Raw genomic sequence first — 24,444 nt, 5'->3', positions numbered from 1 at the left:
ATGCGATTCTGTAAAGCGTGACCGCGAACTTCAAGGAACTCGGCCGGGAGCTGTCGAACTGGGGCCGGTGGGGGCCCGACGATCAGCTCGGCACGTTGAACCTCGTTCGGCCCGAGCACATCCAGGCTGCCGCCGCCGAGGTGCGCAAGGGCAAGACCTTTCACCTGAGCATCCCCGTCGGCAGCGATGGCCCCCAGAGCGGACTGGGTGGGCGCATCAACCCCGTGCACCTGATGTCGATGCAGCCCCGAGATTGGGAGAACCCGCACGGGGTGGCCATCTCCGACGACTGGATCATCATGCCGCTGCAGTCCGGCACCCAGTGGGACGCGCTCGCGCACGTCGCCTACGACGGCAAGATGTACAACGGCTACTCCACCGACGACGTCGACACGCGCAGCGGTGCACGGCGGCTGGCCATTGACGCCATGACCGACCGGCTCGTCGGCCGCGGCGTCCTGCTCGACGTCGCGCGGCTGAAGGACCGGCCCTGGCTCGAAAGCGGCACCCCGATCACACCCGACGACCTCGAGCAGGCCGAGCGGGCCCAGGGCGTCACCGTGGGCGCCGGCGACTTCCTGCTCGTTCGCACCGGCTGGCGCGCCAAGCTGCTGGCCGACGGCAACGATGGCTGGATGGCCGGTGAGCCCGGGCTCGACCTGGACTGTGCGCGGTGGCTGCACGCGCGGTCGGTGGCCGCCGTCGGCTCGGACAACTGGGCGATAGAGGTCATGCCGAGCCCGATTCGCGGCGCGATGGTGCCGCTGCACTGCATCCTGATCCGCGACATGGGCATGCCGCTGGCCGAGATCCTCGACCTCGACGCGCTCGCGGGCGACTGCGCCGCCGACGGGCGGTGGAGTTTCATGTTCGTGGCGCCGCCGCTGCACATCACCCACGCCGTCGGCTCACCCGTCAGCCCCATCGCCATCAAATGAGTCCGGCGTTTCAATACCGGCTCCGCACGAAGACGCCGCTGGTCAGCGTCGACGACTACCGCGCGGCGGCGAAGCGCGCCCTGCCCAAGATGGTGTGGGCCTATCTCGACGGCGGCGCCGAAGACGAACGAACCATGCGCGCCAATCGGGACGCGTTTGCGAAATGGCTACTCCGCCAACGGGTCCTGACGGGGCACGCCGAGGCCGACGTCTCGACGTCGGTCTGCGGCACGGATCTCGCCCTCCCGGTGCTGCTTGCTCCGACGGGGTTGACGGGGCTCGCGCACTGGTCCGGTGAACTCGGCGCCGCCCGGGCCGCCGAGCGGGCCGGAACGCGGCTAGTGCTCAGCACCGCGTCGTCGTACTCGATCGAGGAAGTGGCCGCGGGTACCGAGCACGATCACTGGTTTCAGCTGTATCCGTGGGGCGATCAGGCCGCCGGTTTCATGGACTCGATGCTCGACCGGGCCGCAGATGCCGGCTATCGCACCCTCGTCGTCACCGTCGACGTACCGGTGCAGGGCAACCGCACCGGCGAGCGACGCACCGGCATGGGCCACCCGCCGATTCTCACCCCGCGCCGTGTCGTCGACGCCGCCATCCGCCCGTCGTGGTGGTACGGGCTGTTGCGGCATCGGCGGATGACGATGCGCAGTCTCACCTCCACCCGCGGCGCGGCCGGTGCGGTCGAGTCGGTGACCTTGCAGCAGCGCCGGATGCGTCCCGACCTGACGTGGCGGGACGTCGCGGCGCTACGCGAGCGGTGGGACGGGCCGTTCGTCGTCAAGGGCATCCTCGAGCCCGAGGACGCGGTGCTGGCCGTCGACGAGGTCGGGGCCACCGGAGTGGTGGTCTCCAATCACGGTGGGCGCCAACTCAACTCGGTTACGGCGTCGTTGAATGCGCTGCCCGGCATCGCTGATGCGGTCGGCGACCGCGCCACGGTACTGCTCGACGGCGGCGTCCGGTGCGGCACCGACGTCGTCACCGCGCTCGCCCTCGGCGCGCAGGCGGTGCTGATCGGCCGCCCGTACCTGTACGGCATCGCGGCGTCCGGAGCCGCCGGGGTCGAGGCGGTGCTGAGCATTCTGGCCGACGAGACAAGCAAGGCGCTGACGCTGATGGGCGTGGCCGGGGTGAGCGGGCTCGGCCGGGAGCACGTGGCACCAAATTATTGATCCGACCTTTACAGATCATTGCATAAGTGTCACGCTCTTGATTGTGAGTGCCCAGACACATGGAACGCGTTCCGGCGTGGCGACTGGCCGTCACGGCAAGTACCAGCTCGACGTCACCGCATGCGACGTCGCCGACGTCGTGCGGAGCGCCGGGGGATGGCTGTACGACCGGGCCAGGGCCGGCTGGGACGTGACGGTCGTGGTCAGCCACGACGATGACGTCACGCCGCTGCGCATCCTTGGCGTGCGCACGGAGCAGGCGAACTCGGAAGCCGACGCGACGGCTCCGCCGACCGCGCGGGCGCTCGCCGTTTCGGCGTGTGCGATGACCGACAACGCTCCGCTGCGGGACGACGTGCTGCGCGCGCTGAAGCGCGGACTGACGGAGGTGACCCTCTGGGGTGACTCCGGCGCAGGTGGCATCGAGCGTGGTGTCGAGTCGATCGACCACGTGCTCAGTGCGGCCGCGCGGGCGTTCAAGTGCCAGGCGCTGCGCGCGGCGGGGGTCGACGAGCCGGTGGGTGCCGTCGAAACCTTCCGACGCAGGTCGACGGCCTTCCTCGCCAACTAGGCGGGCGCGTCCGCCGCGGTCGCCACGGACTTCGCCCAGCGGTAGTCGGCCTTGCCCGCGGGTGAGCGCATTACCTTCTCGGTCCGGACGAAGGCCTTCGGGATCTTGTAGCGTGCGATCGACTGGCCGCAGGTCACCGCCAGCTCCTCGTCGGTGGCACTCGCCCCTTCGGCGAACTGCACGACGGCCACGACCTCGCTGCCCCAACGGTCCGACGGGCGGCCCACGACCACGACGTCGTACACGCTGGGATGCGCAGCGACCGCACGCTCCACCTCTTCGGCGAAGATCTTCTCGCCGCCCGAGTTGATGGTCACCGAATCGCGGCCGAGCAGTTCGATTCTGCCGTCCTCCAACACGTTCGCCCGGTCACCCGGCACCGACCACCGCACGCCGTCAATCGTCGGGAAGGTACGGGCCGTCTTCTCCGCGTCGCCCAGATAGCCCAGCGGGATCAGGTCGCGGCGCGCCAGCCACCCCTGGCCCTCGCCGGGCTCCAGCACCCGGTCGAGATCCTCGGAGACGACGGCCGTGTCCGACTGCGGGATGAACGTCGCCGCCTTCGGCTCGACGCCTGGCGCGCTGACGGTACTCATCTGCGCACCGGACTCGGACGCTCCGACGGCGTCCATCACCATCACGTTCGGCAGCGCGGCGTGGATCCGCTCCCGGACCGTGGGGGACAGGGGCGCACCGCCGTTGGTGAACGTGACGACGCTCGACAGGTCGTAGTCGCCGGCCTCGATCTCATCGATCAGCGGGCGCGCGATGGCGTCGCCGACGACGGGGATGCTGAGCACCTTCTCGCGTTCGACGAGCCGCAGCACGTCGGGCGCACGCATCCGCTCGACGTCGTCGGGGATCACCAACCGACCGCCCATGGTGACCATCGTGTAGGCCGCCCATTGCGCGGCGCCGTGCATGAACGGCGGAATCACCAGGATCGACATCACGCCCGCCGCCGCGCGCGCCTTCTCGGCGAGCTCGGCGTAGGAATCGATGAACTCGGTTGCGCCCCAAGGGCGTCCGCCCATCGACGACAAGAAGATGTCGTGCTGACGCCACAGCACGCCCTTCGGCATGCCCGTGGTACCCCCGGTGTAGAGCACGTACAGATCGTCGCCAGACGGCGTCGGCATCCCGCCTGCCGGCTCGGGGGTGGCCAGGATGGTCTCGTAGTCGACGGCCCCCGGCAGCAGCGCGTTGCCGGACTGGTCGGCCACCTGGATCAACACGTCGAGCCCGGGAAGCTTGTCACGGATCGCCGCCACGCGCGGCGCGAACTCGGCGGGGTAGACGAGCGCCCGTGCCTTCGAGTCGGTGAGCAGATAGACGAGTTCTTCCTCGACGTAGCGGAAGCTGGCGTTGAAGGGCGCCACCCGGGCCCGGTAGCTGCCGGTCATCGCCTCGAGGTACTCGTTGCCGTTGCGCAGGTAGATGCCGAGATGGTCCTGACCGGACTCGTGGCCGCCGAGTGCGTCGCGTTCGGTGTGGCACCCCAACCCGACCGAGGCAAGGTAGCGCGCGAAGCCATCGATGCGGGCGTCCGCCTCGGCGTAGGTGAACCTGCGGTCGCGCCAGACCAGGAACGTGTGGTCGGGGATGGCCTCGGCCACCGTGGTGAAGACGTCCGACAGGTTGAAGCTCGTGTCAGCACCCATGACGATCGACCATACAGTTCTTTCCTCTATGTATGGTCAGCGGGCGCTCAGCCGGGGAAGAAACCCGCTCCGGTCAGCGTCCCGGGCTGCCAGCCCTGGGCGCCAAGGCACGCCATCGGACGTCCGTCGGGCGACTGTGCCGCCGCCTTCCAGGTGGCGCACGGCGCGCCGATCTCCTTCACGCCGTCAAGCGGATAGGACGCCACCCAGAACCCGGTGTAGATGGGCGGCCACTGGTTGGGAATCCAATGGCACGCCAAGGTCTCGCCACCGGGTCCCCGGCCGTAGGTGAAGACCTGGTAGTTGTCGCATGGTCCGGCCAGGTGCGCGTCGTAGCTCATCCCGGGCACGTCCGACGGGTAGCGGCCCGGATTGTCGGGAAAGTCCGGCGGCGGATCGGCGGCGGCTGACGGCGCCAGCGCGATGGCGGCACCGGCCATGGCGGCGGCGATCACGAGTTCGCGAATCATGCTGTTGGGTCTCCTCAGCGTCGCGGCAAAGCCTAACGGGTGGCGCCGAGCGGCTCAGGCGTTTCGCCCGACGCGGCTATTCGGGCGCGTCCAGCACGCTCACCGCGATGCCGTAGGGCAGAAACCGCACCTTGCGGGTGGGATCGGTGTTGTTCTTGTTCGCGCGCAAGGCGTCCAGTTCGACGGGGTAGACCTCTTCGATGTGCGCACCGCCATCCGCATCGACGGTGTAGATGGCCCAGACGCCGTCGCCTGCTGCGCCGGTGGTCTCCGGTTCGGGCTTCCGGTCCGAACGCCCCGACTTAGTGAACTCGTCGAGCAACGTTGCCCAGCCAGCCTGCTTGCCGAGCCGCCCGAGCGCCTCCCGGAGTCCGTCGCCGGCCTCACGCATGACTCGATCGAAGTCCTCGGGGTCGATTCCGAACGGGTTCTGCTGGCTCATGGCTCGCTCCTCACTGCGCCGCCGCACTCGACGTTCGCTTACTGACCAGTGTGCAGGCCCGCGCCGACCTTCGCCACGACGTGGTAACGATGGGACATGCCCGACGACACTGCCGCAACGCGCGAGCACCTACTCGCCGTCGTCGAACGGTCCCCGGCCGCGGCGGCAGCACACGAACGCGCGGGCTGGGTGGACCTCTTCACGGGCGACGGCGTGGTCGAGGACCCGGTGGGTTCCCGGCCTCATCGCGGGCCGCGGGCGCTCGAGTGCTTCTACGACACCTTCATCGGTCCACGCGACATCACCTTCCACCGGGACACCGACCTTGTCGTCGGCACCACCGTCGTGCGCGATCTGGAGCTCGAAGTGAGGATGTCCGCGGCGCTGACGATGCGAATTCCCGCCTACCTGCGCTACGACGTCGACGTCGACCAGTCGAAGCTCGCTCGGCTGCAAGCACATTGGGAGTTGCCCGCCATGGTGCTCCAGTTCGCCCGCGGCGGGGGAGCAGCGGTGCCCGCAGGACTCGCGCTGACGCGTGCGCTGCTGGGCAACCAGCGCTTGAGCGGCACCGTCGGTTTCCTGTCCGGGTTCGGCGGGGTCGGGCACCGCGGCAAACGCCACGTCGTGGGGCTGCTCGACGATGCATGCGCAGGCGACGAGGTGGCGGTGCGGCGCCGGATCGTGGACTCGACCGTCCTCACGATCGGGGACGACGTGCGACTCGGCACGTCGGAGCTGGTGTCGCGGCTGCGCGGCGGGCGCTGGCAGAAGGCGATCGCGGCAGGCGACACGGTCGCCGTCGGCGTCGAGCGGGACGGCGTGCGCAGCGTGCTCATCGCCGAATTGCGGACCCGGCCGACCGCGATCACCAGACTGCGGCTGTTCACCGAAGGCTGAGTTTTCGGCCACGTTGCGCAGACCGACGACGTGGACGTGAGACGGTAGGAACACCATGGGTGAGCACGAATACATGTCGTACGAGGACTTCGGCCGGAAGTTCTTCGAGATCGCCGTCACGGAGGCACGCGTCGGCGACGCGATCGCAGCCATCGCCGGAGCCGAGTTCACCGTCGGCCCGATCGCCCAAGGGCCGGGCGGGATCGCCAAGGTCACCGCGAGAGTCAACGTCCAGGCCCCCGTCGTGACCCGCCACGTCGGCGAACAGATCACGTTCGGCATCCGCATCCCGCTCGAGATCGACATGGTCATCGACCTGCGCATCGACAAGCCACGGTTCATGGTGTTCGGCGAGATCGCCCTGCATGCGGCCGCACTGGCCGCCGAGCCGCTGCTCCTGATCCTCGACGTGCACAAGCCGCGGCCGTCGGACATCTCGATCCACGTGACGTCGAAGTCGTTGCGCGCCGAGCTGCTGCGGATCGTGGCCGGCGTCGACGCCGAGATCAAGCGCTTCATCGCCGCCCACGTCTCAGGCGAGATCGACAGCCCCGAGTCGGTCAAGGCCAAGGTCATCGACGTCGCCGACCAGCTCGACTCGACGTGGACGGGTATCTGAACGGGCGGTCGGGCCTATTCGGTCTCTGAGCCCACCGACGGATCACGCAGGCGCTCAAGACCTTCGAGCCCCTCGAGTACCGGACGCTTGGGCCCACGGCCCTCTCCGCTGGAGCGTCCGCGGAAGTGGCGCCAGAGCCATGGCATCAAAAGGTTCTGCGTCCACAGCGCCTGCGAGTACATCCGTGAGCGGAACCCAGGCCGCACCACGTCGGGGCGGGCCTGTGCCCAATCATGGTTGCTACCAGGTAGTTCCAGCGCCTCGGCCGCCGCGGCGGCAAACAGCGCATGCCCCCGCGGCGAACCGTGCACGCGATCGTCGCTCCACGTGTCGGGGTCGAGCATCGACGACGCGCCGTAGAGATCGACCAGCCGAAAACCGTGGCGATCCGCCTCAGTGCGGATCACGTCGTTGATCTGGACCACGCGTTCGGCGATCAGCCTGCCGATCGGCAGGATCTGCACCAGATCCGGGAACGTCGTGGTGACCACCGTGGCACCCGTTTCGGCCAGCCTGTCGTGCAAGTACTCCAGGTCGGCGAGCGCGCGGTCGAAGGACCGACCCGGCCGGGTGACGTCGTTCATGCCGATGCAAGTGGTGATCAGATCGGGCTGCATCGCCACCGCGTCCGGCAGCTGTTCGTCGATGACGTCGCGGATCCGTTTACCCCGGATGGCCAGATTGGCGTACACGAGGCCGGGGTGGTGCGAACCCACCAGCACTGCCAGCCGGTCGGCGAAGCCGTAAATGCCCGTGGACTCGTCGCCGTCCCACAGACCCTCGCTCTGGCTGTCTCCGATCGCGACGTAGCGGCGGTAGGGGTGGGCGGCCCCGAGGAGATGGGTGCGGTCAGCCACGACCGCAAATGTAGTAAACGATCATCCGGCCCTGCTCGGCCAGCTCAGGTTCAGCGGTCTCCCGACGGCGCTCAGCTGAGCGATCATGTCCTCGAGTCGGGTCCGCGGCACCTCCATGCGCCATTCGGGCAAGGCCCCCGTCAGGCGCACGACGCCCGGTTCGAACTCGACGCCGGTCAGTGCCAAGCCGTGCGGCAGCGGGGGAAGTTGGACCGGATACTCGGGCGTGCGGGCCGGGAGCCGCAGCCGCCTGCGCCGGGCGAGCGCCAGCGGTTTGAGCCACAACGTGGATCCGTCGAGCCGCGCAGCCACTTCCAGGTGACCGGCGTTGCGCCGGTTCGCCAAGCGCAACCGGGCCACGCCGTCGGATCCCACGTCGCCGGCCAATCGCGGGGCTGCCCAACGGAACAACTCGTCGAGCGCTGGGGCAGGAACGTCGAGCGACAACTCGACAGGGGCGGCCACCAACAGCGGCGGCACGGAAGGTCGGACGTGGACGTTGTGCAGGACCACGGTGGCGCCGCCGAACCGGTGCTCGTTCCACCGCACCTGACGAGCGACCAGCCGAACGTCGTTGAGTTGGCCGACGGCCAGGTCACGCATCCCGACCCGGGAGTCGGCTTCGACGATGGTCATTGCGAGTTCGCCGTCCTCGAGCCGGACCGCCAGCCGCCTGCCGAGCACCAGTTGGCGCAGCGTGATGAACGCCGTCAGATGGGCGGCGAACGCGCCGGTGTTCGCCAGTCCGACGAACGACCGGAACGGATCCCACCCGAAGATCGAGCCCGGACGCGTCACCGCTCCAGCATCCGTCATCCGAAGTCCGGGAGCCAACCGGGCTGGTCGACGACCGACGTCGGCGCGTACGCCGTCGGACTTTCCTGAGAGGATTGCCCCATGACCGCCTCGCGGATCGGGGAGATGTTCGGGCCGTACGAACTTCGGGCGCTGATCGGCGCGGGCGGCATGGGTGAGGTGTACCACGCGTACGACACCTCCAAGGACCGCGTCGTCGCGCTCAAGCTGCTGCGCCCCGAGCTCGCCGCCGACCGCAGCTTCCAGGAACGGTTCCGCCGCGAGTCGCGCATGGCCGCGCGGCTCCACGAGCCGCACGTCATTCCCGTGCACGACTTCGGCGAGATCAACGGCGTGCTGTTCATCGACATGCGGTTCGTCGATGGCAGGGACCTCAAGTCACTGCTCGAGCGCGGGCCACTGTCGCCGGGACGGACCGCGAACATCGTCGGCCAGATCGGGTCGGCACTCGATGCCGCGCATGCGAGCGGACTGACCCACCGCGACGTGAAACCCGAGAACATCCTGATGACGGGCGACGACTTCGCCTACCTGGTGGACTTCGGCATCGCCCACGCCGGTGGCGACACCGGGCTCACCAGCGCCGGATCCGCCATCGGATCGTGTGCGTACATGGCGCCCGAACGCTTCACCGGCGACCACGTCGGGCCGCCCGCCGACGTGTACTCGTTGGCCTGCGTCACCTACGAGTGCCTCGTCGGACAGCCACCGTTTCCGCCGGGCGACCTCACACGGCTGATGGGCGCGCACATCATGGCGCCACCACCGAAACCCAGCGCGATGCGCCCCGACCTGGTGGCCTTCGACGGCGTCATCGCGTGGGGGATGGCCAAGGACCCGTTGGCGCGCCCTGCGGCAGGCGAACTGGCGCGCGCCACGTCGGCGTCGGCACTCAGCGCGCCACCGCAGGCACAGCAGTTCTCCACCGACGCGACCCCGGCGTACGTCGCGCGCCAGGTCGTCGCCGAACCTGCCGCGGGTTCTTCGAGGCGCCTCCTGACGATCGTCTCTTGCCTGCTCGTCGCCGTGCTCGCCGCGGCCGCCGTCGCGGCGTGGTTGGCGTTCGGACGCAGCGAAACGACGGCCAGTTCACGCACGACGTCGACGGCCACCCTGACCCGGCCAAGCACCACCACGCCCAGCACGGTCGACGCCCCGACCACCACCGCGCCGCCGCCCGTGCTGCCCGGTACCGACGCGCAGGGTTTTCTCGCCCATCCGGGCGCGCGCTGCGACCCGGGAGACGCTCCCGCCGTATTGGCTCTGACCGCGCAGTCCGCGCTCGTCGTGTGCCAGTCGGCCACGAGCGGCTATTACTACCGAGGAGTGCGGCTGAGCGACGACGCAGGCATTCATCTCGACGGCGCACGTCCTGCGTCGGGCGGCTTCGACGTGGTGAATCCGGCCGACGGCACCCGGTATCAGATCCGTCCGAACGCGCTCACCATCATCACCCCCGACGACCAGGTATTCACGGAGCCCATGACCGAGTACGCGTCCTGACGATGCAGGCGCGCACGCCCCGCGAAACATAGCGAACTGCAAGGAGTTTGAACGTGCCGAAGCGGAGCGCAGGGCTGCTGTTGTACCGGGTGACCGACGACGGCGTCGTCGAGGTACTCATCGGCCACCCCGGCGGCCCATTCTGGGCGCGAAGGGACGACGGCGCGTGGAGCATTCCCAAGGGCGAGTACGCCGAGGACGAGGACCCTTGGCACGCCGCACAGCGGGAGTTCCACGAAGAGCTGGGGCTGGCGGCCCCCGACGGCCCGCGGCTCGACTTCGCACCGGTGAAACAGCCTGGCGGCAAGGTGATCACGGCGTTCGCGGTGCGTGGCGACCTCGACGTCAGCGAGAGCGTCAGCAACACCTTCGAGCTCGAGTGGCCGAAGGGCTCCGGCAAGGTCAGGCAGTACCCGGAGCTCGATCGCGTGGCGTGGTTTCCGGTGGCCGAGGCCCGGGTGAAGCTGCTGAAGGGTCAAGTGCCGCTGCTGGATCGGCTTCTGGAGCAGCTCGCAGGCGAAGAACCGGACGCGTCTCGATCGCGTTGATCGTCAGCGCCCGACCGTGGATGCGCCAGCCCGCCGGGGTACGCAGGTACTCGTCGTCGTAGCGCAGGTGCCACACGAGGTCGGTCACCTGACCGTCGCGCCGGGTCCAGTGGTGCGCCACGGCGGTGATGCGGCCGAGGGCGTAGTCGGGTTCGGACGCCGCGGCGTACACCTCGCCGACGATCTCGTGCTCGGTCCGTTCAACGCCAGACAACGCGGCCATCGCGGCACGCAGCCCGGACCGTCCGCGGTGAACCCGCACCGGCTCGAGGTCGCGCGGCGGGTCGGGAAGGTGCAATTCGGCTGTGTCGGTGAACAACTCGACGACGGCTTCGAAGCGTCGGTCGTCGACGGCGGCCGCGTACAGGTGAACCAGGTCGGCCAGGGCCAGCCGGTCCTCGATGGCGAGGTTCACGTGGTCAAGCCCAAACGCTGCGCGCAGGCCGACAACAGGTCCCTGGCTTCGTCGAGCTCCTCGACGGCAGGCATCGCGAGCACCACCCGAGTAGCGCCGAGTTCGGCCAGCCGGCCAGCGCGGTCGGGGTCGATCTTCGTCACCAGGTGTCCGAGGGACAGTTCGAGCGCATCGGCGTCGCGCCCGGCGCGTTCGGCCGACTCGCGCATGACGGCCACCAATTCGGCCAGTTCGGCGCCGCCGACTCCCAGCGGCTGGAATCCGTCGCCGAGCCGACCCGCTCGCCGGGCGGCCGCCCGGCTGTGCCCACCGATGTGAATGGGGATGTGCCGCAAGGGTTTGGGATGGCAGGCCGCGTTGTCGAAGCCGAAGAACTCCCCGTGATGGCTGGCCCCGTCCGGCCCGTGTTCCCAGAGCAGTCTCATGACCTCGAGCTGCTCGTCGGCCCGCCTGCCCCGCGCTGCGAAGGGCACGCCGCACGCCTCGAGCTCCTCCTTCATCCAGCCCATGCCGACGGCGAGCCGCAACCGGCCGCCCGACAACGCGTCGATGGTGGCGACCCGCTTGGCGAGCACCACTGGATGGTGGTTGGGCAGCACCAACACACCCGTCGCCAGCCCAAGCGTGCTGGTCTGCCCGGCGAGGAACGCCAAAAGGTCCAGCGGATCGGGCACCGGGGAGTCGGGCGAGAGCTCGACACGTCCGGACGCGTCGTACGGGTAGACGCTGGTGTAGCTGGTCATCAGCACCGTGTGTTCGACGGCCACCAGGGACTCGAACCCACACGACTCGACGTGCCGCGCGAAGGGGACCATCCACGCCGGGTCGGCGGTCACGCCCGCCGCGACCGGGGCGATGACCGCGAACGTCATTGTCACGGCAGGCCGTTGCTTCGCCGGATGTCCTCGCGGCACTGCCGACGGGTTTGGCCCGTCTGCTGCATGCACACCCGCACGGGTGACTCCTCGGCGGTCGGCAGCGGCTCGTCGGTGGCCTCGGTGGTGACGGTCGGGCTCGGCACGTCGCCCTGATTGAGCGACCAGATGGTGGTGCTGGTGCCCTGCAGGGTCGAGCAGTAGGCGGTCGACCCGTTGGCGGTGGTGCCGGTCGAGCCCTGGGGTGAGCAGTTGGCACCGATGACGACGGTGGCGGGCGCTGCGGTCGTGCTGGTGACGGTGTCGGTCACGGTCGGCGGCGGGGATGGTGGCGGTTCGGGCGGCGGCGGCAGCGGCGTGATGCGCGACGTCGTCGACGTAGCCGATGGCGCGGCCCGCTCGCCGTCGGCACGGTTCAGTTCCAGCAGCGCGAATGCGATGGCCGCCACCAAGAGCACCGCCAGCACGGCTGGCACCACCACGCCGGGCCGGATCAGGGATCGCCTGGTGGACGCGGCCGGAGCCGCGGGGGACAACGTCGTGGCGTCCGTGGCAGTAGCCGGTTCCGCGCCAATCCGATGGACCAGCGCCCGGGCGAAGTCGGCGCAGCGCTCATAGCGGTCGGCGGGCTCCTTGGCCAACGCCTTGGCCAGCACCGGGTCAAGGGCGGCCAGCTCCGGGCGACGGTCCGCGATGTTCGGCGGCGCCGCGTTCAGGTGCTGGCTGATGACCACGGCGGGGTTCGAGTTCTGGAATGGCGGCGAGCCCGTCAACAAGTGAAACGCGGTGGCCGCCAACGCATATTGATCCGCCCGACCGTCGAGCGGCCCACCCATCAGCTGCTCCGGTGCCGCGTACGACACGGTGCCTACCGTCATGTTGGTGGCCGTCAGGCCGCTCGGGTCATCGACCCACCGCGCAATTCCGAAGTCGGCCAACAGGATTCGCTGATCGGGCGAATCGGGGTGGGCCAGCAGGATGTTGGCGGGCTTGACGTCGCGGTGCAGCAGGTTGCGCTGGTGTGCGTAGTCGAGCGCGTCGGCCACGGCGGTGACCAGCTCGGCCACCTCCTGGCCAGGCATGCCGTTGGGATACCTGTCGTGCAGCAGCTGCGCGGCATCCGTGCCGTCCACGTAATCCATGTCGATCCAGAGTTGGCCGGCGAACTCGCCGCGGTCGTGCACGCCGACGATGTGCGGGTGCCACAGCGCCGCTGCGACGTCGGCCTCGCGTTCGAACCGCTCGCGGTATTCACCGTCCGCGGACACCTCGGCGCGCAGGATCTTCAGCGCATCCTGGCGGGGCAGCCGGGGATGCTGAGCCAGATACACCTCGCCCATTCCGCCGGAACCCAGCCGACGGACGATGGTGTAGCCGGCGAACGTCGTCCCATCGGCCAGCGGCATGGGGGCATGGTAGCTCGCTGCTCGTGCCTCAGAGCTCGAGGACGAGGGGCTCGTCGTCCGACGCCCGCGAGACGCAGATCAGCATCGTCCCTGCGTCTCGTTCCGGGTCGGTGAGCAGCGTGTCGCGGTGGTCGACAACCCCGGAGCGCACACCCGTGCGACACGTGCCGCAGAAGCCCTGCTGGCAGGAGTACGGGGCATGGACGCCGGCCTTGCGCAGCGCGGTCAGCAGCGTCTCGTCGGTGCCGACGCGCACCGACTGGCCGGTGGACGCGATCGTCGCGGTGAACTCCGCACCGTCGACCACGGGCGGCGCCGCGAACCGCTCGAAGTGCAGCTCGACGTCGGCGCGCCCGACGAGTCGCGCCCGAATCGCGGTCAGCATCGGGGCGGGCCCGCACGCGTACACGCCTGCGCCGTCCGGGCAGTCGCCGAGCAGCTCGTCGGCGTCCGGCAGCCCGTGGACGTCGTCGGTGCGGATCTCGACGCGTGCGCCGAACGCGGCCAGTTCGTCCAGAAAGGGCAAGCTGTCCCGGCTGCGGCCGGTGTACACCATCGACCAGTCGACGCCGAGCCGCTCGGCCAGCCCCAGCATCGGCAGGATCGGGGTGATGCCGATGCCGCCCGCGATGAATCGGAACCGCCGAGCCGGCGACCCGAATCCGGGCACCGTCAGCGGGAAGGCATTGCGTGGCCCGCTGGTGGTCACCGTCGCGCCGACGTGTAGGTGGTCGTGCACCTCGATCGATCCGCCGCCCCCATCGGGTATGCGGCGCACCGCGATTCGGTAGCGCTCGCCATCGGCCGGGTCGCCGCACAGCGAGTACTGGCGAACCAAACCGCTGGGCAGGTGGACGTCCAGATGCGAACCAGGGTGCCACGTTTCGAGCGGTCCGCCATCAGCGGCGACCAGCGTGAGCGCGACCACGTTCTGGTCGTGCGCCACCACCCGACGGTCCGCGACCGTCAGCGTGACGGTGCGGTCCCGTTCGCGGGGTTCGGCCAAGCCGCGGAGGTTTGCGTTCACCCGCCAGACGCCGGAGACGACGCCCTCGAGCAGGGTGATGAAGACATCGTGGCGGCTCCTGCCCGACAGGCTCGGCGGCACGCCCTTGAAACGGTCGCGCAACGACATCACATGTGTGCCGCGCGGGCGGCGGGGGACCGGGCGAGGTAGGCGACTGCCTGGGCGGTCGAGCCCATCTGGTCTGGCGTGAATCCGGGCTTGAAGTACATCAGCGTGTTCGAGCCGAACAGCTTGCGGTACTTGGGCAGAAGGCCCAACTTGGAGTCGCGCATGCGAAGCCGCTGCATCTTCCACCAACTGAGCTCGACGGTCGGATCGACCTTCATCAGGAACTTCGTCCCGCGCTCGAAGAACGAGTAGATGCCGATCATCGCCATCGCCATGGCCCCGATGCGGTCGAAGTAGCTGTCGTGGAAGTAGACGGCGACGTCGTGCGCGACGCTGCGGTGCTCGACCTCTTCACTGCCGTGCCAGCGGAACACGTCTGCCATCGTCGGATCGGCGCCGAACTCGTCCCAGGTGCAGTTGAGCGCGAAGTCACCCATCACCGCGGTGTAGTGCTCGATCGCGGCGATGAACCACAGCCGGTCGCACAGGTGGTTCATACGAATCTTGGGATCGTCCGACGTCGAGGGCGCGAGCACCTTGGTGAAGACGTACTCCACATGGTCGAGCATCGGTGTCGGGTCGATGCCCCGCTGCTCCACGAAGTCGTGCAGCAGCCGTTCGTGAACCTCGGCGTGGGTGCCTTCCTGGCCGATGAACCCGCGCATGTCCTCGGCCAGCTTGGGGTCCTTCACCAGCGGGAGCGCCTCGTTGTACGTGGCGACGAACCAGCGTTCCGCGGCGGGCAGGAGGAGGTTGAGAAAGCTGACGATGTTGGATGCGACGGGGTGCCCCGGGATCCAGTGCAACGGGCTGGCCGACGGGTCGAAGTGGACCTTGCGGGCCTGAATCTGCACAGGGCCTGGGTCGACTTCTCCTGAGAACCGCTGCGGTCGCACCATGACATGCCCCCTATTGGCTAGTGACAGGGGCAGTCTACGACGTTATGTGGGAACGCCGGTAGCGGGTTGTTGGCGCGTGTCAGCCGACGGGGACGGCCACCCCGATGGGACCGCCGTACGTGCCCTGGCCAGGCACAGCAGCCCCAGGAGCTCCGGGGGCCGCACCGACGGCGGGCTGGCTGGCTGCGGCGTCATCGGCGGCGGTCTGGGTGCAGTCGAGCATCAGGTACATCCGGCCACCGCCGGTGATCTTCTGCTGATCGACGATGCACAGCGCCTGCGGCACATCGTCGCCGTGGGAACCGCCGAAGAACGCCTTGACGTTCTGGCTCTTGAGAATCTTCAGCGCCTTGGCATATGGCTCGCCGACGACGTTGAGCGCATTGGGGCTCGCGGGTTCAGACGCGGCGACGGCCGGGCTGAGCAGGGCGGCTGCGGTGAGGGCAATCGATCCTGCGCCCAGTACGACTAGCTTCTTCACGTGACCTCCGGGTGTCGCGGTGCGTTGCGAACATATCGCAGATGAGTCCCTTGGGTGAACTTCGGTCACTCCCGCGTCGGCGTTACCGCCTTGCGCATCACCTCTGCCAGCGCCGCCGCGCGCGGATCGTCGAACACGTCCTCGAGCAGGAGTCGACGCCCGTCTGGGGCGGCCAACGGCACCCGCCAGTTCGGGTACTCGTCGGTGGTACCGGGCTGATTTTGAGTGCGAACGTCGCCGACCGCGTCGGGGAGCGCCAGCGCGAGCAACCGCGACGCGGTACCGCCGAGATAGGCGTACAGCGCCCGCACCACGTCGTCGACCGTCGGCTCGCCGTCGGCCGCCAACAGGCCGGTCCGGCGCAGTTCAGCGAGCCACGCGGCCTGCTCCGCACGGTCGGCCGCGAGTTCGTCTTCGGCCGACCGGGTGAGCAGGCCCAGTTCCTTGCGAATGCGCACGTGTTCGCCTGCGAGATAGCCCGCCGTCGGCGGAAGGTCGTGCGTCGTGACCGCCGAAAGGCAGTACTCGCGCCACCACTGCGCCTGCAACGGTCCGCCGTCACCCCATTGGTCCTGCTCGAACCACAGGATCGACGTGCCAAGCAACCCGCGTTCACGCAGGTAGTCGCGCACCCAGGGTTCGACGGTGCCCAGATCCTCGCCGACGACGACCGCACCGGCCCGCTGAGCCTCCAGCGCGACGATGCCGATCATCGCCTCGTGGTCGTAGCGGACGTAGGTGCCGTCCGTGGGCGGTGCACCCTGAGGAATCCACCACAGCCGAAACAGCCCGATGATGTGGTCGATCCGGACGCCACCCGCGTGTCGGAGTACCGCGGCCACCAGCGCACGGAACGGTTCGTATCCGTGCTCGACGAGCCGGTCGGGTCGCCACGGCGGTTGCGACCAGTCCTGCCCCAGTTGATTGAATTCGTCCGGCGGCGCCCCCGCCGCCACCCCGAGCGCCAGCACGTCCTGCAACGCCCACGCGTCGGCGCCGTTCGGGTCGACGCCGACCGCGAGGTCGTGCATCACGCCGAGCGGCATCCCGGCCTGCAGTGCGCTGGCCTGCGCCCGGGTCAGCTGGTCGTCGGTCTGCCACTGCAGCCAGCGGTGGAAGTCGACGAGGTCGGCGTGTTCGGCGGCGAACGCCGCGACGGCGTCGCCCTCGGGGTGGCGCAGCTCGACGGGCCATTGGTGCCAGTCGTTGCCGTGCTGTTCGGCCATCGCGCACCAGGTGGCGAAGTCGTCGAGGCTGCGGCCCTCGCGCGCCCGGTAGGCCTCGTACGCCAGCGCCCGGCCAGGGGCCAGTTCGACGCGGTGGACGCTCTTCAACGCGGCGCGCTTGACCTTCCACGCCGAGTCGCGGTCGATCAGCGCAGAAGCGTCGGCATGAGCCTGAGTGACGTTGCGCGCCTTGCGCAATTGGCCGCGGTGCCGCGCGTAGGCGAACTCCGGGACCGCCTCCACGCGCAGGTACATCGGGTTGACGAACCGCCGTGAGGTCGGCAGGTACGGCGACGGTTCCATGGGGGCCGCGGGGGCCGCCGCGTGCAGCGGGTTCACCAGAATGAAGCCCGCGCCGTGACGCGCAGCCGACCACACGGCAAGATCGGTCAGGTCGGTGAGATCGCCGATGCCCCAAGATCTTTCGGAGCGAACGCTATAGAGCTGGGTGGCCAGCCCCCACGTCCTCGCGCTGCCCAGCGCGGCGGGCATCGTGACGGCGGCGGGGGACACGATGAGCGTGGTGCTGTTATCCGCCGAGCCGGCCTGAGCGTGAAGTTCGTGATAGCCGAGCGGCAGGTCTGCGGGCAGTTCGAAGGTGGCCTCGCCGACCCACCGGCCGTCCAGGTCGTACGGCGGATGGTTGTTCTCCAACTGCCGGAGCCCGGCCCGCACCGAGCCGTCCTCCAACCGGATCCACACGCCGACGGGGTCGCCGTGGGTGACGTGCACCCAGAACGCGGCCACGCGCCCGGCCTGCGCGACGATGGTCGGTGGGAGGGTTCGTTGCCAGTGGTCCCGGTCGTGCGCGAGAAGCGCTGCAGCCCTTTCCTCTTCGGTCGCGGCGGGCACTCCCAACGCGGCGAGGACCGAGACGAGCGTCGACTCCGCGACCACCCGGTGGTGACCGACCCAGTCGTCGTATCCGGTGGCGACGCCGTGGCGGTGGGCCAGTTCGACCAGCGCAGCGGCCAGGTCTGTCATGGCCGCAATCTTGCCGGTATCGGCGCGGGCATGTGCGACTAGGCGTCGACGTCGCGGACGAACAGGTCCGACCAGGTGTCGCGACGCACGACGAGGCGGGCCTGCCCGTCGCGCACGAAGACCACCGGAACCCGGCGTGCGCCGTTGTACTGGTTGGACATCGTGTAGCAGTAGGCGCCGGTGACGGGCACCGCAAGCAGGTCGCCGATGGCCGGACTCGGCAGGGCGACGCCGTCGACCAACTGATCACCCGACTCGCAGTGGCGCCCGACGACCGTGACGGTCTCGCCGTCGGCGCGGACGCGGTCGACGAGCGCCGCTTCGAACCGCTGGCCGGTGAGCGACACCTCGAGGTTGTCACCCATGCCGCCGTCGACCGCGACGTGCGTGACCTGGCCATGCTTGATCGTCGTGACGCGGTAGAGCGTGCACGCGGTGGCAGCCACCATGCTGCGACCCGGCTCGATGATGATGCGGCTCCCGGCGGGCAGCAGCGCGCGCGCCTGCCCGATCATCGCCTCGGCGTATTCCTCGAGGCTCGGCGCATGCTCGGCGTAGGTGTACCGCACGCCGAGTCCGCCGCCGAGGTCGTAGGTGTCGAAGGTGCCGAGCGCGGCGATGGGGGCGACGGCCTCGGCCAGCTGGTCGACGTGCAGCAGCTGGCTGCCGACGTGGGTGTGCACCCCGTCGAGGCGGAGGACCGGGCTGGCCTCGATGCGCGCGATGGCACGTCGCGCGTCGTCCGGAGCGAGCCCGAACTTCGAGCCGAGGTGGCCGGTGGCCTGCGACGCGTGCGTGTCGGCCTCCACGCCGGGGATCACCCGCACCAAGCAGGGTTGCCGACGGCCCGCGGGCACGATCCGTTCCAGCCGGTCGATGTCGTCGAAATTGTCGACGACGACCAGCCCGACCCCGTGCTCGACGGCGAGCCCGAGTTCCTCGTCGGACTTGGCGTTGCCGTGAAGCACCAGCCTGGCCGGATCCGCTCCCGCCTTGACCGCTCCGAGCAGCTCGCCGCCGCCCGCGATGTCGAGGTGCAGCCCCTCTTCCACCATGACGCGCTGAACGGCGGTGCAGGGGAACGACTTCGATGCGAACGCCACGTCGAGGCGTGGCCAGCGACTGCGAAAGGCCGACAGGTAGTCGCGGGCGCGCTGTCGCAGTGCGTCCTCCGACACGACGATCGCCGGGGTACCGAACTCCGCGGCCACGTCGTCGAGGCGAGCGCCGCCCACCATCAGCGTGCCGTCCGCGTCCAGCTGCGAACGGGGTGGAAACAGGCTCAGCAGCTCGGCGGGGCTTGGCATCACCACAGTATGGTCGGCAGCCATGGCTCGCGGAACGGTCGAATCGTCGCGCGCCCGCCGGGCCAGGCTCGCAGTGGCCGCGATGTTCCTCACGAACGGCGCCATCTTCGCCAACCTGGTGCCACGGTTCCCCGAGCTCAAGACGGATCTCGCGCTGTCCAATACCGCCTACGGGGTCGCCGTTGCGGCGTTCCCGGCAGGGGCCCTGGTCGCCGGCCTGGCCGCGGGCTCGGTGGTTCGCCGGTTGACGTCGGCCCGCACGACGCTGGTGTGCACGCTCGGCATCGCGGCACTGGTGTTCGTCGCGGGTTCGGCGCCGACACCGCTGCTGCTGGCCGCGGCATTGTTCGTCGGCGGGGCGTTCGACTCCGTCACCGACGTCGCGCAGAACGCTCACGGACTGCGGGTGCAGCGCGTGTACGGCCGGTCGATCATCAACTCGCTGCACGCGATCTGGTCGGCGGGCGCGGTACTCGGCGGGGCCATGGGCGCGGCCGCCATCGCACTGCAGGTGCCGCGCTCGGTGCACCTCGGAGTCAGCGCCGTCGTGTTCGGCGCAGTGGCGGTGGCCGCGTATCCCTTCCTGCTGAAGGGGCCTGACAACGACGACCATCCGGACACCAGCTCGTCGACGTCGGGCTGGCCGGGTTGGCGGATCTACGCCGCGCTGCTGGCCCTCGTCGTCATCGCGACCGCGGGCGCCGTGGTCGAGGATGCCGGAAGTAGTTGGGCCACCCTGTATCTGCGTGACGGGCTTGGCGCCGTCGGAGCACTCGCGGCGTCCGGCTACGTCGCGCTGCTCGGGGCCCAGTTCATCGGGCGGATCGTCGGCGACCGGTTGGTTGATCGGTTCGGTGAGCGAGCCGTCGCGCGGGTCGGCGGGCTGGTCGCCGCCGCCGGGATGGGGCTCGCGCTGGCGTATCCGAGCGTGCCGGGCACGATCGCCGGCTTTGCCGTCGCTGGGCTCGGCATGGCCACCACCGTGCCCGCCGCCATGCACGCCGCCGACCGCTTGCCGGGGCTGCGGCCGGGGACCGGACTGACCGCGGTGGCGTGGCTGATGCGGGTCGGATTCGTCGCGGCGCCCCCCGTCGTCGGTTTGATCGCCGACGCGACGAGCCTGCGGGTCGGGTTGCTGCTCGTCCCGGCGGCGGGGCTCGCGGTGATCGCGACGGCCGGAGCGCTCAGCGCGCGACGCCCGCCAACTCGATCGTGAGCACGCCCGCCACGATGAGGCCGATGCCGATGCCCATGCGCACCGTCAGCGGGTCGTCGAAAAGATAGCGCGCGACGACTGCGACGAGCGCGACACCGCATGCGGTCCACACGCCGTAGGCGATGCCCACCGGCATGCCCAGGTGCAGCGTCAGCCACAGGCCGTAGAACGAGGCCAGGTAACCCAGCACGACGGGGGCGATCCACGCCTTGACCCGGAACCCGTCCGACGCCCGCAGGCCAAGGGTGGCGAAGACCTCGATCCCGATCGCCCCGGCGAGGGCCAACCACATGTTCACGCGGTGCCTTCCGCCCGCGCCGGGCGCGATCCGAGTTCCACGAACAGCACGCCGGCGATGATGAGCCCGATGCCCACGGCGATGGGCCACGTCAGCGGGTCACCGAAGATCGCTGCGGCAAGCACCGCGGTCAGCGCGGTGCCGATCGCGCCCCAGATTCCATACGCCACCCCGACGGCGACGCCGAGGCGCAGCACCATCGTCAGGAGGACGAACGCACACGAGTAGCCCACGACCACCAGGACCAGCCACGCGGAGTGATCCTGCGACGCGCGCAACGACAGCGTTGCGGCGACCTCGGTGAGAATGGCAGCTGTCAGCAGCACCCACTTGCGCACGCCGACCAAGGTAGCGCCCGCTCAGCGCAGCGCCCGCTCCACCATCGGCGTGAGCACCTCGTGGGCGAACCGGCGCAGGTCGCCGTCGTCGGCGAAGTCCGGGTCGCGCGGTGGCGCCGAGACGTAGGTGAAGAACAGCCGGGCGAAGACGTCGGCGACCCACCGCACGGGCTGCGTCGGCGCGCCAGAAGCGTCACCGTGGATGTAGTTCGCGATGAATGCCGCGCCCATGTCGAGCAGCTCGGCCCAGTCCGCGATGGGGGCGGGTTCGGTGTGGCCCGCGCGCTTCAGCATCGGATGGTCGCGGGCGAAGCGCACGGCGCCGATGAACGCTTCCGCAACGCCCTCGTTGGGATCCTCGACGGCGTCGATGGCGTCGGCGACCGCGCCGAGGAAGCGCTGCGTCTCGCGACGCACCAACGCCGCCACCAGATCGTCGCGCCTGGGGTACCGGCGGTACGCCGTCATCCGCGAGACACCGGCCCGACGGACCACGTCCTCGACCGTGATGCGTTGCAGGCCAACGGAAGCGGCCTCCTGCAGGGCCGCGTCGAGGATGCGTTGGCTGGTTCGGTCGGACTCCTCTTCGATGCGGTCGGCGCCGGTGGCGCCGCCGACGGCCTCGAGGAACTGCGCGTCGATCACGTCGGCGCCGCTTCGGTCAGCGCGACGCCCGCGGCCCGTGCCCGGGCGAGTCGTACGAACCGCGGCGTCCCGAACGCCCATCGCAGCCGTCGCGCGTCCAACTGCAGCATCGGATCGATCAGTAGCCGGGTGAGCGGCGACGGACGGTCGAAGCCGACGAGCTCGCGTGCCCAGTGCGGGGCCCGGCTCATCCCGGCGAACACCGCGAACCGGTGCAGCCGACGGTCGAGCGCGTCGGGCAGGTCGGGGAAGAACGGCGAGGTGAGCAGGAAGTCGACGAAGTCCCGCGTCTGGGCGTTGACGCTCAGCTTGGGCCGCATGTCGGCGACGTACTCGTCGAGTTCGGCGGCGGTCGCGGGCACCGAGTCTCCGCCACCCATCCGGCCGATCAAGGCTTGCTCTGTGAGGTAACGATCCTGCTCCTCGAGCGACAGCGCCCGGTTGGTGTGCTCGAACGTCCGCAGGATCATCCAGGGGATGCAGGTGTGCACCCACGTGATCAGCTCGGGATCGAGCGCGCGGTACGCCACCCCGTCGGGCCTCGTGCCGTTGACGTACGAGTGCACGTGCTTGACGTGTTCGATGAGTGCGGTGGCCGCGGCGGTGTTGCCGAACGTGGTGGTCAGCACGTATCCCAGCGTGGCTCTGGCCCGCTGGAACGGGTCCTGCCGATAGTTCGACATGTCCTGGACGCCTGCGACCACCGACGGATGAAGGATCTCGAGCACGATGGCCGGCAGCCCGGCCTGCGACACCGATGCGAGGTCGGCGTTGATCTCCCAGGAGATGCTGTCGGGCCCAAGCAGACCGTGGTCACCCGGCGGGCCGCCGTACACCTGCGGGTCGTCGTGGCGACCCGCGGCCTTCTCGAAGTCAGCGACGATTCGGCGACGCAACCCATCCATGCCCACCCCCAACGGTAGAAATGTGACACTTAGCACCACATGTCTACCACCAGGATCGCGGTCAGGCCAGCGCGGGCGGCTGAAAACATTGGCGTATCCGCCGATCAGGGCCTGTCGGGCCGCGCGCGTAGCCTGGATTGACTGTCGCCCCATCGACCTCGAGGAGCACCGCATGACTGATCCCCGGTCCGACCGTGCTGCCGCCGGCGGGCACGCGAAGAAGTGACGACCCAGCCAGACAGCGTGCGGGCGGTCGCCTACCCCGTCGCAGACACCCAGCACGGGCCCGTCCGTGGTGCCGACGACGGAAGGGTGAAGGCGTGGAAGGGAATCCGCTATGCGGTGGCTCCGGTGGGGCCGCTTCGCTGGCGCACCCCGCAGCCACCGCCGAAGTGGGCGGAGCCCGCAGATGCGACGGCCATGGGTCCGGTATGCCCGCAGCCCACGGATCCGCGGATCCCCATCGACCTCGGCGCACCCCAGGGTGACGACTGCCTGACGCTCAACGTGTGGTGCTCGTCGGACACCCGGCCCGGCGACGGCAAGCCGGTGATGGTGTGGGTGCATGGCGGCGCGTACGTGCTCGGGTCCTCGGCCCAGCCCCTGTACGACGGCGGCGTGCTGGCCAGCGGCGGCGACGCGGTGATCGTCACCGTGAACTACCGGCTCGGTGTGTTCGGGTTCCTGGATCTTTCGGGGCTCACCACCGGGCGTGCGACCTTCGACTCCAACCTCGGCCTGCGCGACGTGCTGTTCGCGCTGCACTGGGTGCGCGACAACATCGCGGCGTTCGGCGGTGCCGCCGACAAGGTGACGTTGTTCGGCGAGTCCGCGGGCGCCGGCGTCGTCACCACCCTGCTGGCCAGCCCTGCGGCAGCCGGGCTCTTCTCGGCGGCCATCGCACAGAGTTCGCCCGCGACGTCGGTCTACGACGCGGCCAGGTCCCGCGGGCTGGCCGCCCGCTACCTCGAACTCGTCGACGTCGCGCCCGACGAGCCCGAGCGGCTGCTCGATGCTCCCACCGCGGCGCTGCTCGCGGCGTCCAGGAAACTGTTCGACGAGGTGCCGCTGCGTACCCCCGGCACGCTCGCGTTCGCGCCGATCGTCGACGGCGACGTCGTGCCCGACTACCCCGTCAAGGTCGCGCGGGCGGGCCGCACCCACCCGGTGCCGCTGATCATCGGCACCAACGAGCACGAAGCGGCGCTGTTCCGTTGGATGAAGTCGCCGTTGATGCCCATCACCCCGGAGGCCATCAGGGCCATGTTCAACGAGATCGCCGCCGAACAACCGGGGGTGCAGATCCCCACCGAGTCGCAACTCGGCGCCACGTACCGAGGCCGCGGAAAGGCGCCGGGGATGGGCGTGGCGCGCGACATCGGCTTCCGCATGCCGTCGCTCTGGTTCGCCGAAGGCCACGGCGCCGTCGCGCCCGCCTACGTGTACCGGTTCGACTGGGCCACACCGATGCTGCGGCTGCTGCGCCTCGGCGGCGCCCACGCGACGGAGCTGCCCTACGTATGGGGCAATCTGCTGGCCGGGCCCAAGGATCCGACCTTCAAGCTGGGCGGGCTACGCACGGGCACCGCAGTGTCGCAGCGCATCCGAGCAAGGTGGCTGAACTTCGCCGCACACGGCGAGCCGCGGGGTCCTACCGGGGAGCCGGACTGGAGGCCGTATCGCACCACCGATCGGGCGGCGCTGGTGATCGACAAGGCCGACACCGTCGTCACCGACCTCGACGGCCCGCTGCGCCACGCCTGGGGTAACGACGTCCTGAGTTTCCGCTGATTCCCAGCAGCTAAACTCCC

The 24,444-nt window shown here is 69.6% G+C and carries 25 protein-coding genes and 1 pseudogene; 9 read left to right on the top strand and 17 right to left on the bottom strand.

Annotated features, from left to right (window positions below):
* Positions 1–17: 17 nt before the first annotated feature.
* The 3 genes from SLQ33_RS03930 to SLQ33_RS03920 all read left to right on the top strand — a co-directional run bounded on the left by SLQ33_RS03930 (position 18) and on the right by SLQ33_RS03920 (position 2,687).
* On the top strand, positions 18–938 hold the full coding sequence (locus tag SLQ33_RS03930) for a cyclase family protein (protein WP_319452450.1): 921 nt from the start codon (positions 18–20) through the stop codon (positions 936–938).
* Positions 935–2,116, top strand: a complete 1,182-nt coding sequence (locus SLQ33_RS03925; RefSeq protein WP_319452449.1) for an alpha-hydroxy acid oxidase — start codon at positions 935–937, stop codon at positions 2,114–2,116. The genes SLQ33_RS03930 and SLQ33_RS03925 overlap by 4 nt, the downstream gene beginning before the upstream one ends.
* A gap of 76 nt (positions 2,117–2,192) precedes the next feature.
* Entirely contained in the window at positions 2,193–2,687 is a 495-nt protein-coding gene (locus SLQ33_RS03920) for a hypothetical protein (protein ID WP_319452448.1), read from the top strand.
* On the opposite strand, the gene SLQ33_RS03915 is transcribed toward SLQ33_RS03920, so the two are convergent.
* The 3 genes from SLQ33_RS03915 to SLQ33_RS03905 form a co-directional block, all read right to left on the bottom strand.
* The gene (locus SLQ33_RS03915; protein WP_319452447.1) at positions 2,684–4,348 is read right to left on the bottom strand and encodes an acyl-CoA synthetase; all 1,665 of its coding nucleotides are present in this window, start codon (positions 4,346–4,348) and stop codon (positions 2,684–2,686) included. The two genes, SLQ33_RS03920 and SLQ33_RS03915, sit on opposite strands and share 4 nt — an antisense overlap.
* A gap of 47 nt (positions 4,349–4,395) precedes the next feature.
* Complete coding sequence (locus SLQ33_RS03910) at positions 4,396–4,818, bottom strand: hypothetical protein (protein ID WP_319452446.1); 423 nt, start codon at positions 4,816–4,818, stop codon at positions 4,396–4,398.
* Between the two features lie 76 nt (positions 4,819–4,894).
* Positions 4,895–5,260 (bottom strand): hypothetical protein, encoded by a 366-nt coding sequence (locus SLQ33_RS03905; protein WP_319452445.1) that lies wholly within the window; start codon positions 5,258–5,260, stop codon positions 4,895–4,897.
* A gap of 96 nt (positions 5,261–5,356) precedes the next feature.
* Between SLQ33_RS03905 and SLQ33_RS03900 the strand changes: the two genes are divergently transcribed.
* Positions 5,357–6,160, top strand: a complete 804-nt coding sequence (locus SLQ33_RS03900) for a ketosteroid isomerase family protein (RefSeq protein WP_319452444.1) — start codon at positions 5,357–5,359, stop codon at positions 6,158–6,160.
* Positions 6,161–6,215: 55 nt separating this feature from the next.
* Complete coding sequence (locus tag SLQ33_RS03895) at positions 6,216–6,779, top strand: hypothetical protein (protein WP_319452443.1); 564 nt, start codon at positions 6,216–6,218, stop codon at positions 6,777–6,779.
* A gap of 14 nt (positions 6,780–6,793) precedes the next feature.
* Here SLQ33_RS03895 and SLQ33_RS03890 read toward each other — a convergent pair whose 3' ends face one another.
* Positions 6,794–7,636 (bottom strand): SGNH/GDSL hydrolase family protein, encoded by an 843-nt coding sequence (locus SLQ33_RS03890; RefSeq protein ID WP_319452442.1) that lies wholly within the window; start codon positions 7,634–7,636, stop codon positions 6,794–6,796.
* A 21-nt stretch (positions 7,637–7,657) separates the two neighbouring features.
* Positions 7,658–8,434 (bottom strand): hypothetical protein, encoded by a 777-nt coding sequence (locus tag SLQ33_RS03885; protein ID WP_319452441.1) that lies wholly within the window; start codon positions 8,432–8,434, stop codon positions 7,658–7,660.
* A 99-nt stretch (positions 8,435–8,533) separates the two neighbouring features.
* Between SLQ33_RS03885 and SLQ33_RS03880 the strand changes: the two genes are divergently transcribed.
* Both SLQ33_RS03880 and SLQ33_RS03875 read left to right on the top strand, forming a co-directional pair.
* Positions 8,534–9,955 carry a serine/threonine-protein kinase gene (locus SLQ33_RS03880; protein WP_319452440.1) on the top strand — a complete coding sequence of 474 codons (1,422 nt, stop codon included), beginning with the start codon at positions 8,534–8,536 and terminating at the stop codon, positions 9,953–9,955.
* A gap of 53 nt (positions 9,956–10,008) precedes the next feature.
* The gene (locus tag SLQ33_RS03875; protein ID WP_319452439.1) at positions 10,009–10,503 is read left to right on the top strand and encodes an NUDIX domain-containing protein; all 495 of its coding nucleotides are present in this window, start codon (positions 10,009–10,011) and stop codon (positions 10,501–10,503) included.
* 22 nt (positions 10,504–10,525) lie between these two features.
* Here SLQ33_RS03875 and SLQ33_RS03870 read toward each other — a convergent pair.
* From SLQ33_RS03870 to lysA, 8 genes and pseudogenes are all read right to left on the bottom strand, one after another.
* Positions 10,526–10,918: pseudogene (locus SLQ33_RS03870) on the bottom strand (nuclear transport factor 2 family protein); the annotation flags it as partial.
* Positions 10,915–11,790, bottom strand: a complete 876-nt coding sequence (locus SLQ33_RS03865) for an LLM class F420-dependent oxidoreductase (RefSeq protein WP_319452564.1) — start codon at positions 11,788–11,790, stop codon at positions 10,915–10,917. The pseudogene SLQ33_RS03870 and the gene SLQ33_RS03865, both read right to left, overlap by 4 nt.
* Before the next feature lie 2 nt (positions 11,791–11,792).
* Positions 11,793–13,199, bottom strand: coding sequence for a serine/threonine-protein kinase (locus SLQ33_RS03860; RefSeq protein WP_319452438.1), 1,407 nt, complete (start codon positions 13,197–13,199; stop codon positions 11,793–11,795).
* A gap of 28 nt (positions 13,200–13,227) precedes the next feature.
* Complete coding sequence (locus SLQ33_RS03855) at positions 13,228–14,334, bottom strand: PDR/VanB family oxidoreductase (RefSeq protein WP_319452437.1); 1,107 nt, start codon at positions 14,332–14,334, stop codon at positions 13,228–13,230.
* On the bottom strand, positions 14,334–15,233 hold the full coding sequence (locus SLQ33_RS03850; RefSeq protein WP_319452436.1) for a metal-dependent hydrolase: 900 nt from the start codon (positions 15,231–15,233) through the stop codon (positions 14,334–14,336). The genes SLQ33_RS03855 and SLQ33_RS03850 overlap by 1 nt, the downstream gene beginning before the upstream one ends.
* A 79-nt stretch (positions 15,234–15,312) precedes the next feature.
* On the bottom strand, positions 15,313–15,714 hold the full coding sequence (locus SLQ33_RS03845; protein ID WP_319452435.1) for a hypothetical protein: 402 nt from the start codon (positions 15,712–15,714) through the stop codon (positions 15,313–15,315).
* 65 nt (positions 15,715–15,779) lie between these two features.
* On the bottom strand, positions 15,780–17,924 hold the full coding sequence (gene malQ, locus SLQ33_RS03840; RefSeq protein WP_319452434.1) for a 4-alpha-glucanotransferase: 2,145 nt from the start codon (positions 17,922–17,924) through the stop codon (positions 15,780–15,782).
* Between the two features lie 38 nt (positions 17,925–17,962).
* Positions 17,963–19,231 (bottom strand): diaminopimelate decarboxylase, encoded by a 1,269-nt coding sequence (gene lysA / locus SLQ33_RS03835; RefSeq protein WP_319452433.1) that lies wholly within the window; start codon positions 19,229–19,231, stop codon positions 17,963–17,965.
* A 22-nt stretch (positions 19,232–19,253) separates the two neighbouring features.
* On the opposite strand from lysA, the gene SLQ33_RS03830 reads away from it, so the two are divergent.
* Positions 19,254–20,447, top strand: a complete 1,194-nt coding sequence (locus SLQ33_RS03830) for an MFS transporter (protein WP_319452432.1) — start codon at positions 19,254–19,256, stop codon at positions 20,445–20,447.
* Here the strand turns inward: SLQ33_RS03830 and SLQ33_RS03825 are convergent.
* Genes SLQ33_RS03825 through SLQ33_RS03810 form a run of 4 tightly spaced genes read right to left on the bottom strand, consistent with a single transcriptional unit; the run spans position 20,416 to position 22,633 of the window.
* Positions 20,416–20,739 carry a DMT family transporter gene (locus SLQ33_RS03825; protein WP_319452563.1) on the bottom strand — a complete coding sequence of 108 codons (324 nt, stop codon included), beginning with the start codon at positions 20,737–20,739 and terminating at the stop codon, positions 20,416–20,418. The genes SLQ33_RS03830 and SLQ33_RS03825 overlap by 32 nt on opposite strands.
* Positions 20,740–20,741: 2 nt before the next feature.
* Positions 20,742–21,083 (bottom strand): DMT family transporter, encoded by a 342-nt coding sequence (locus SLQ33_RS03820; protein WP_319452431.1) that lies wholly within the window; start codon positions 21,081–21,083, stop codon positions 20,742–20,744.
* Positions 21,084–21,104: 21 nt separating this feature from the next.
* Positions 21,105–21,728: a TetR/AcrR family transcriptional regulator gene (locus SLQ33_RS03815; RefSeq protein WP_319452430.1), complete on the bottom strand. Its 624-nt coding sequence runs from the start codon at positions 21,726–21,728 to the stop codon at positions 21,105–21,107.
* Complete coding sequence (locus SLQ33_RS03810; protein ID WP_319452429.1) at positions 21,725–22,633, bottom strand: oxygenase MpaB family protein; 909 nt, start codon at positions 22,631–22,633, stop codon at positions 21,725–21,727. The genes SLQ33_RS03815 and SLQ33_RS03810 overlap by 4 nt, the downstream gene beginning before the upstream one ends.
* Positions 22,634–22,855: 222 nt before the next feature.
* Between SLQ33_RS03810 and SLQ33_RS03805 the strand changes: the two genes are divergently transcribed.
* Positions 22,856–24,424, top strand: coding sequence for a carboxylesterase/lipase family protein (locus SLQ33_RS03805; RefSeq protein WP_319452428.1), 1,569 nt, complete (start codon positions 22,856–22,858; stop codon positions 24,422–24,424).
* The last annotated feature ends 20 nt before the right edge of the window (positions 24,425–24,444 follow it).

It is taken from the genome of Mycobacterium sp. RTGN6 (assembly GCF_033804605.1).
In the GTDB taxonomy this organism is placed as follows: domain Bacteria; phylum Actinomycetota; class Actinomycetes; order Mycobacteriales; family Mycobacteriaceae; genus Mycobacterium.
Note: the sequence above shows the minus strand (reverse complement) of the source record. Positions and strands in the feature narration are given on the sequence as shown.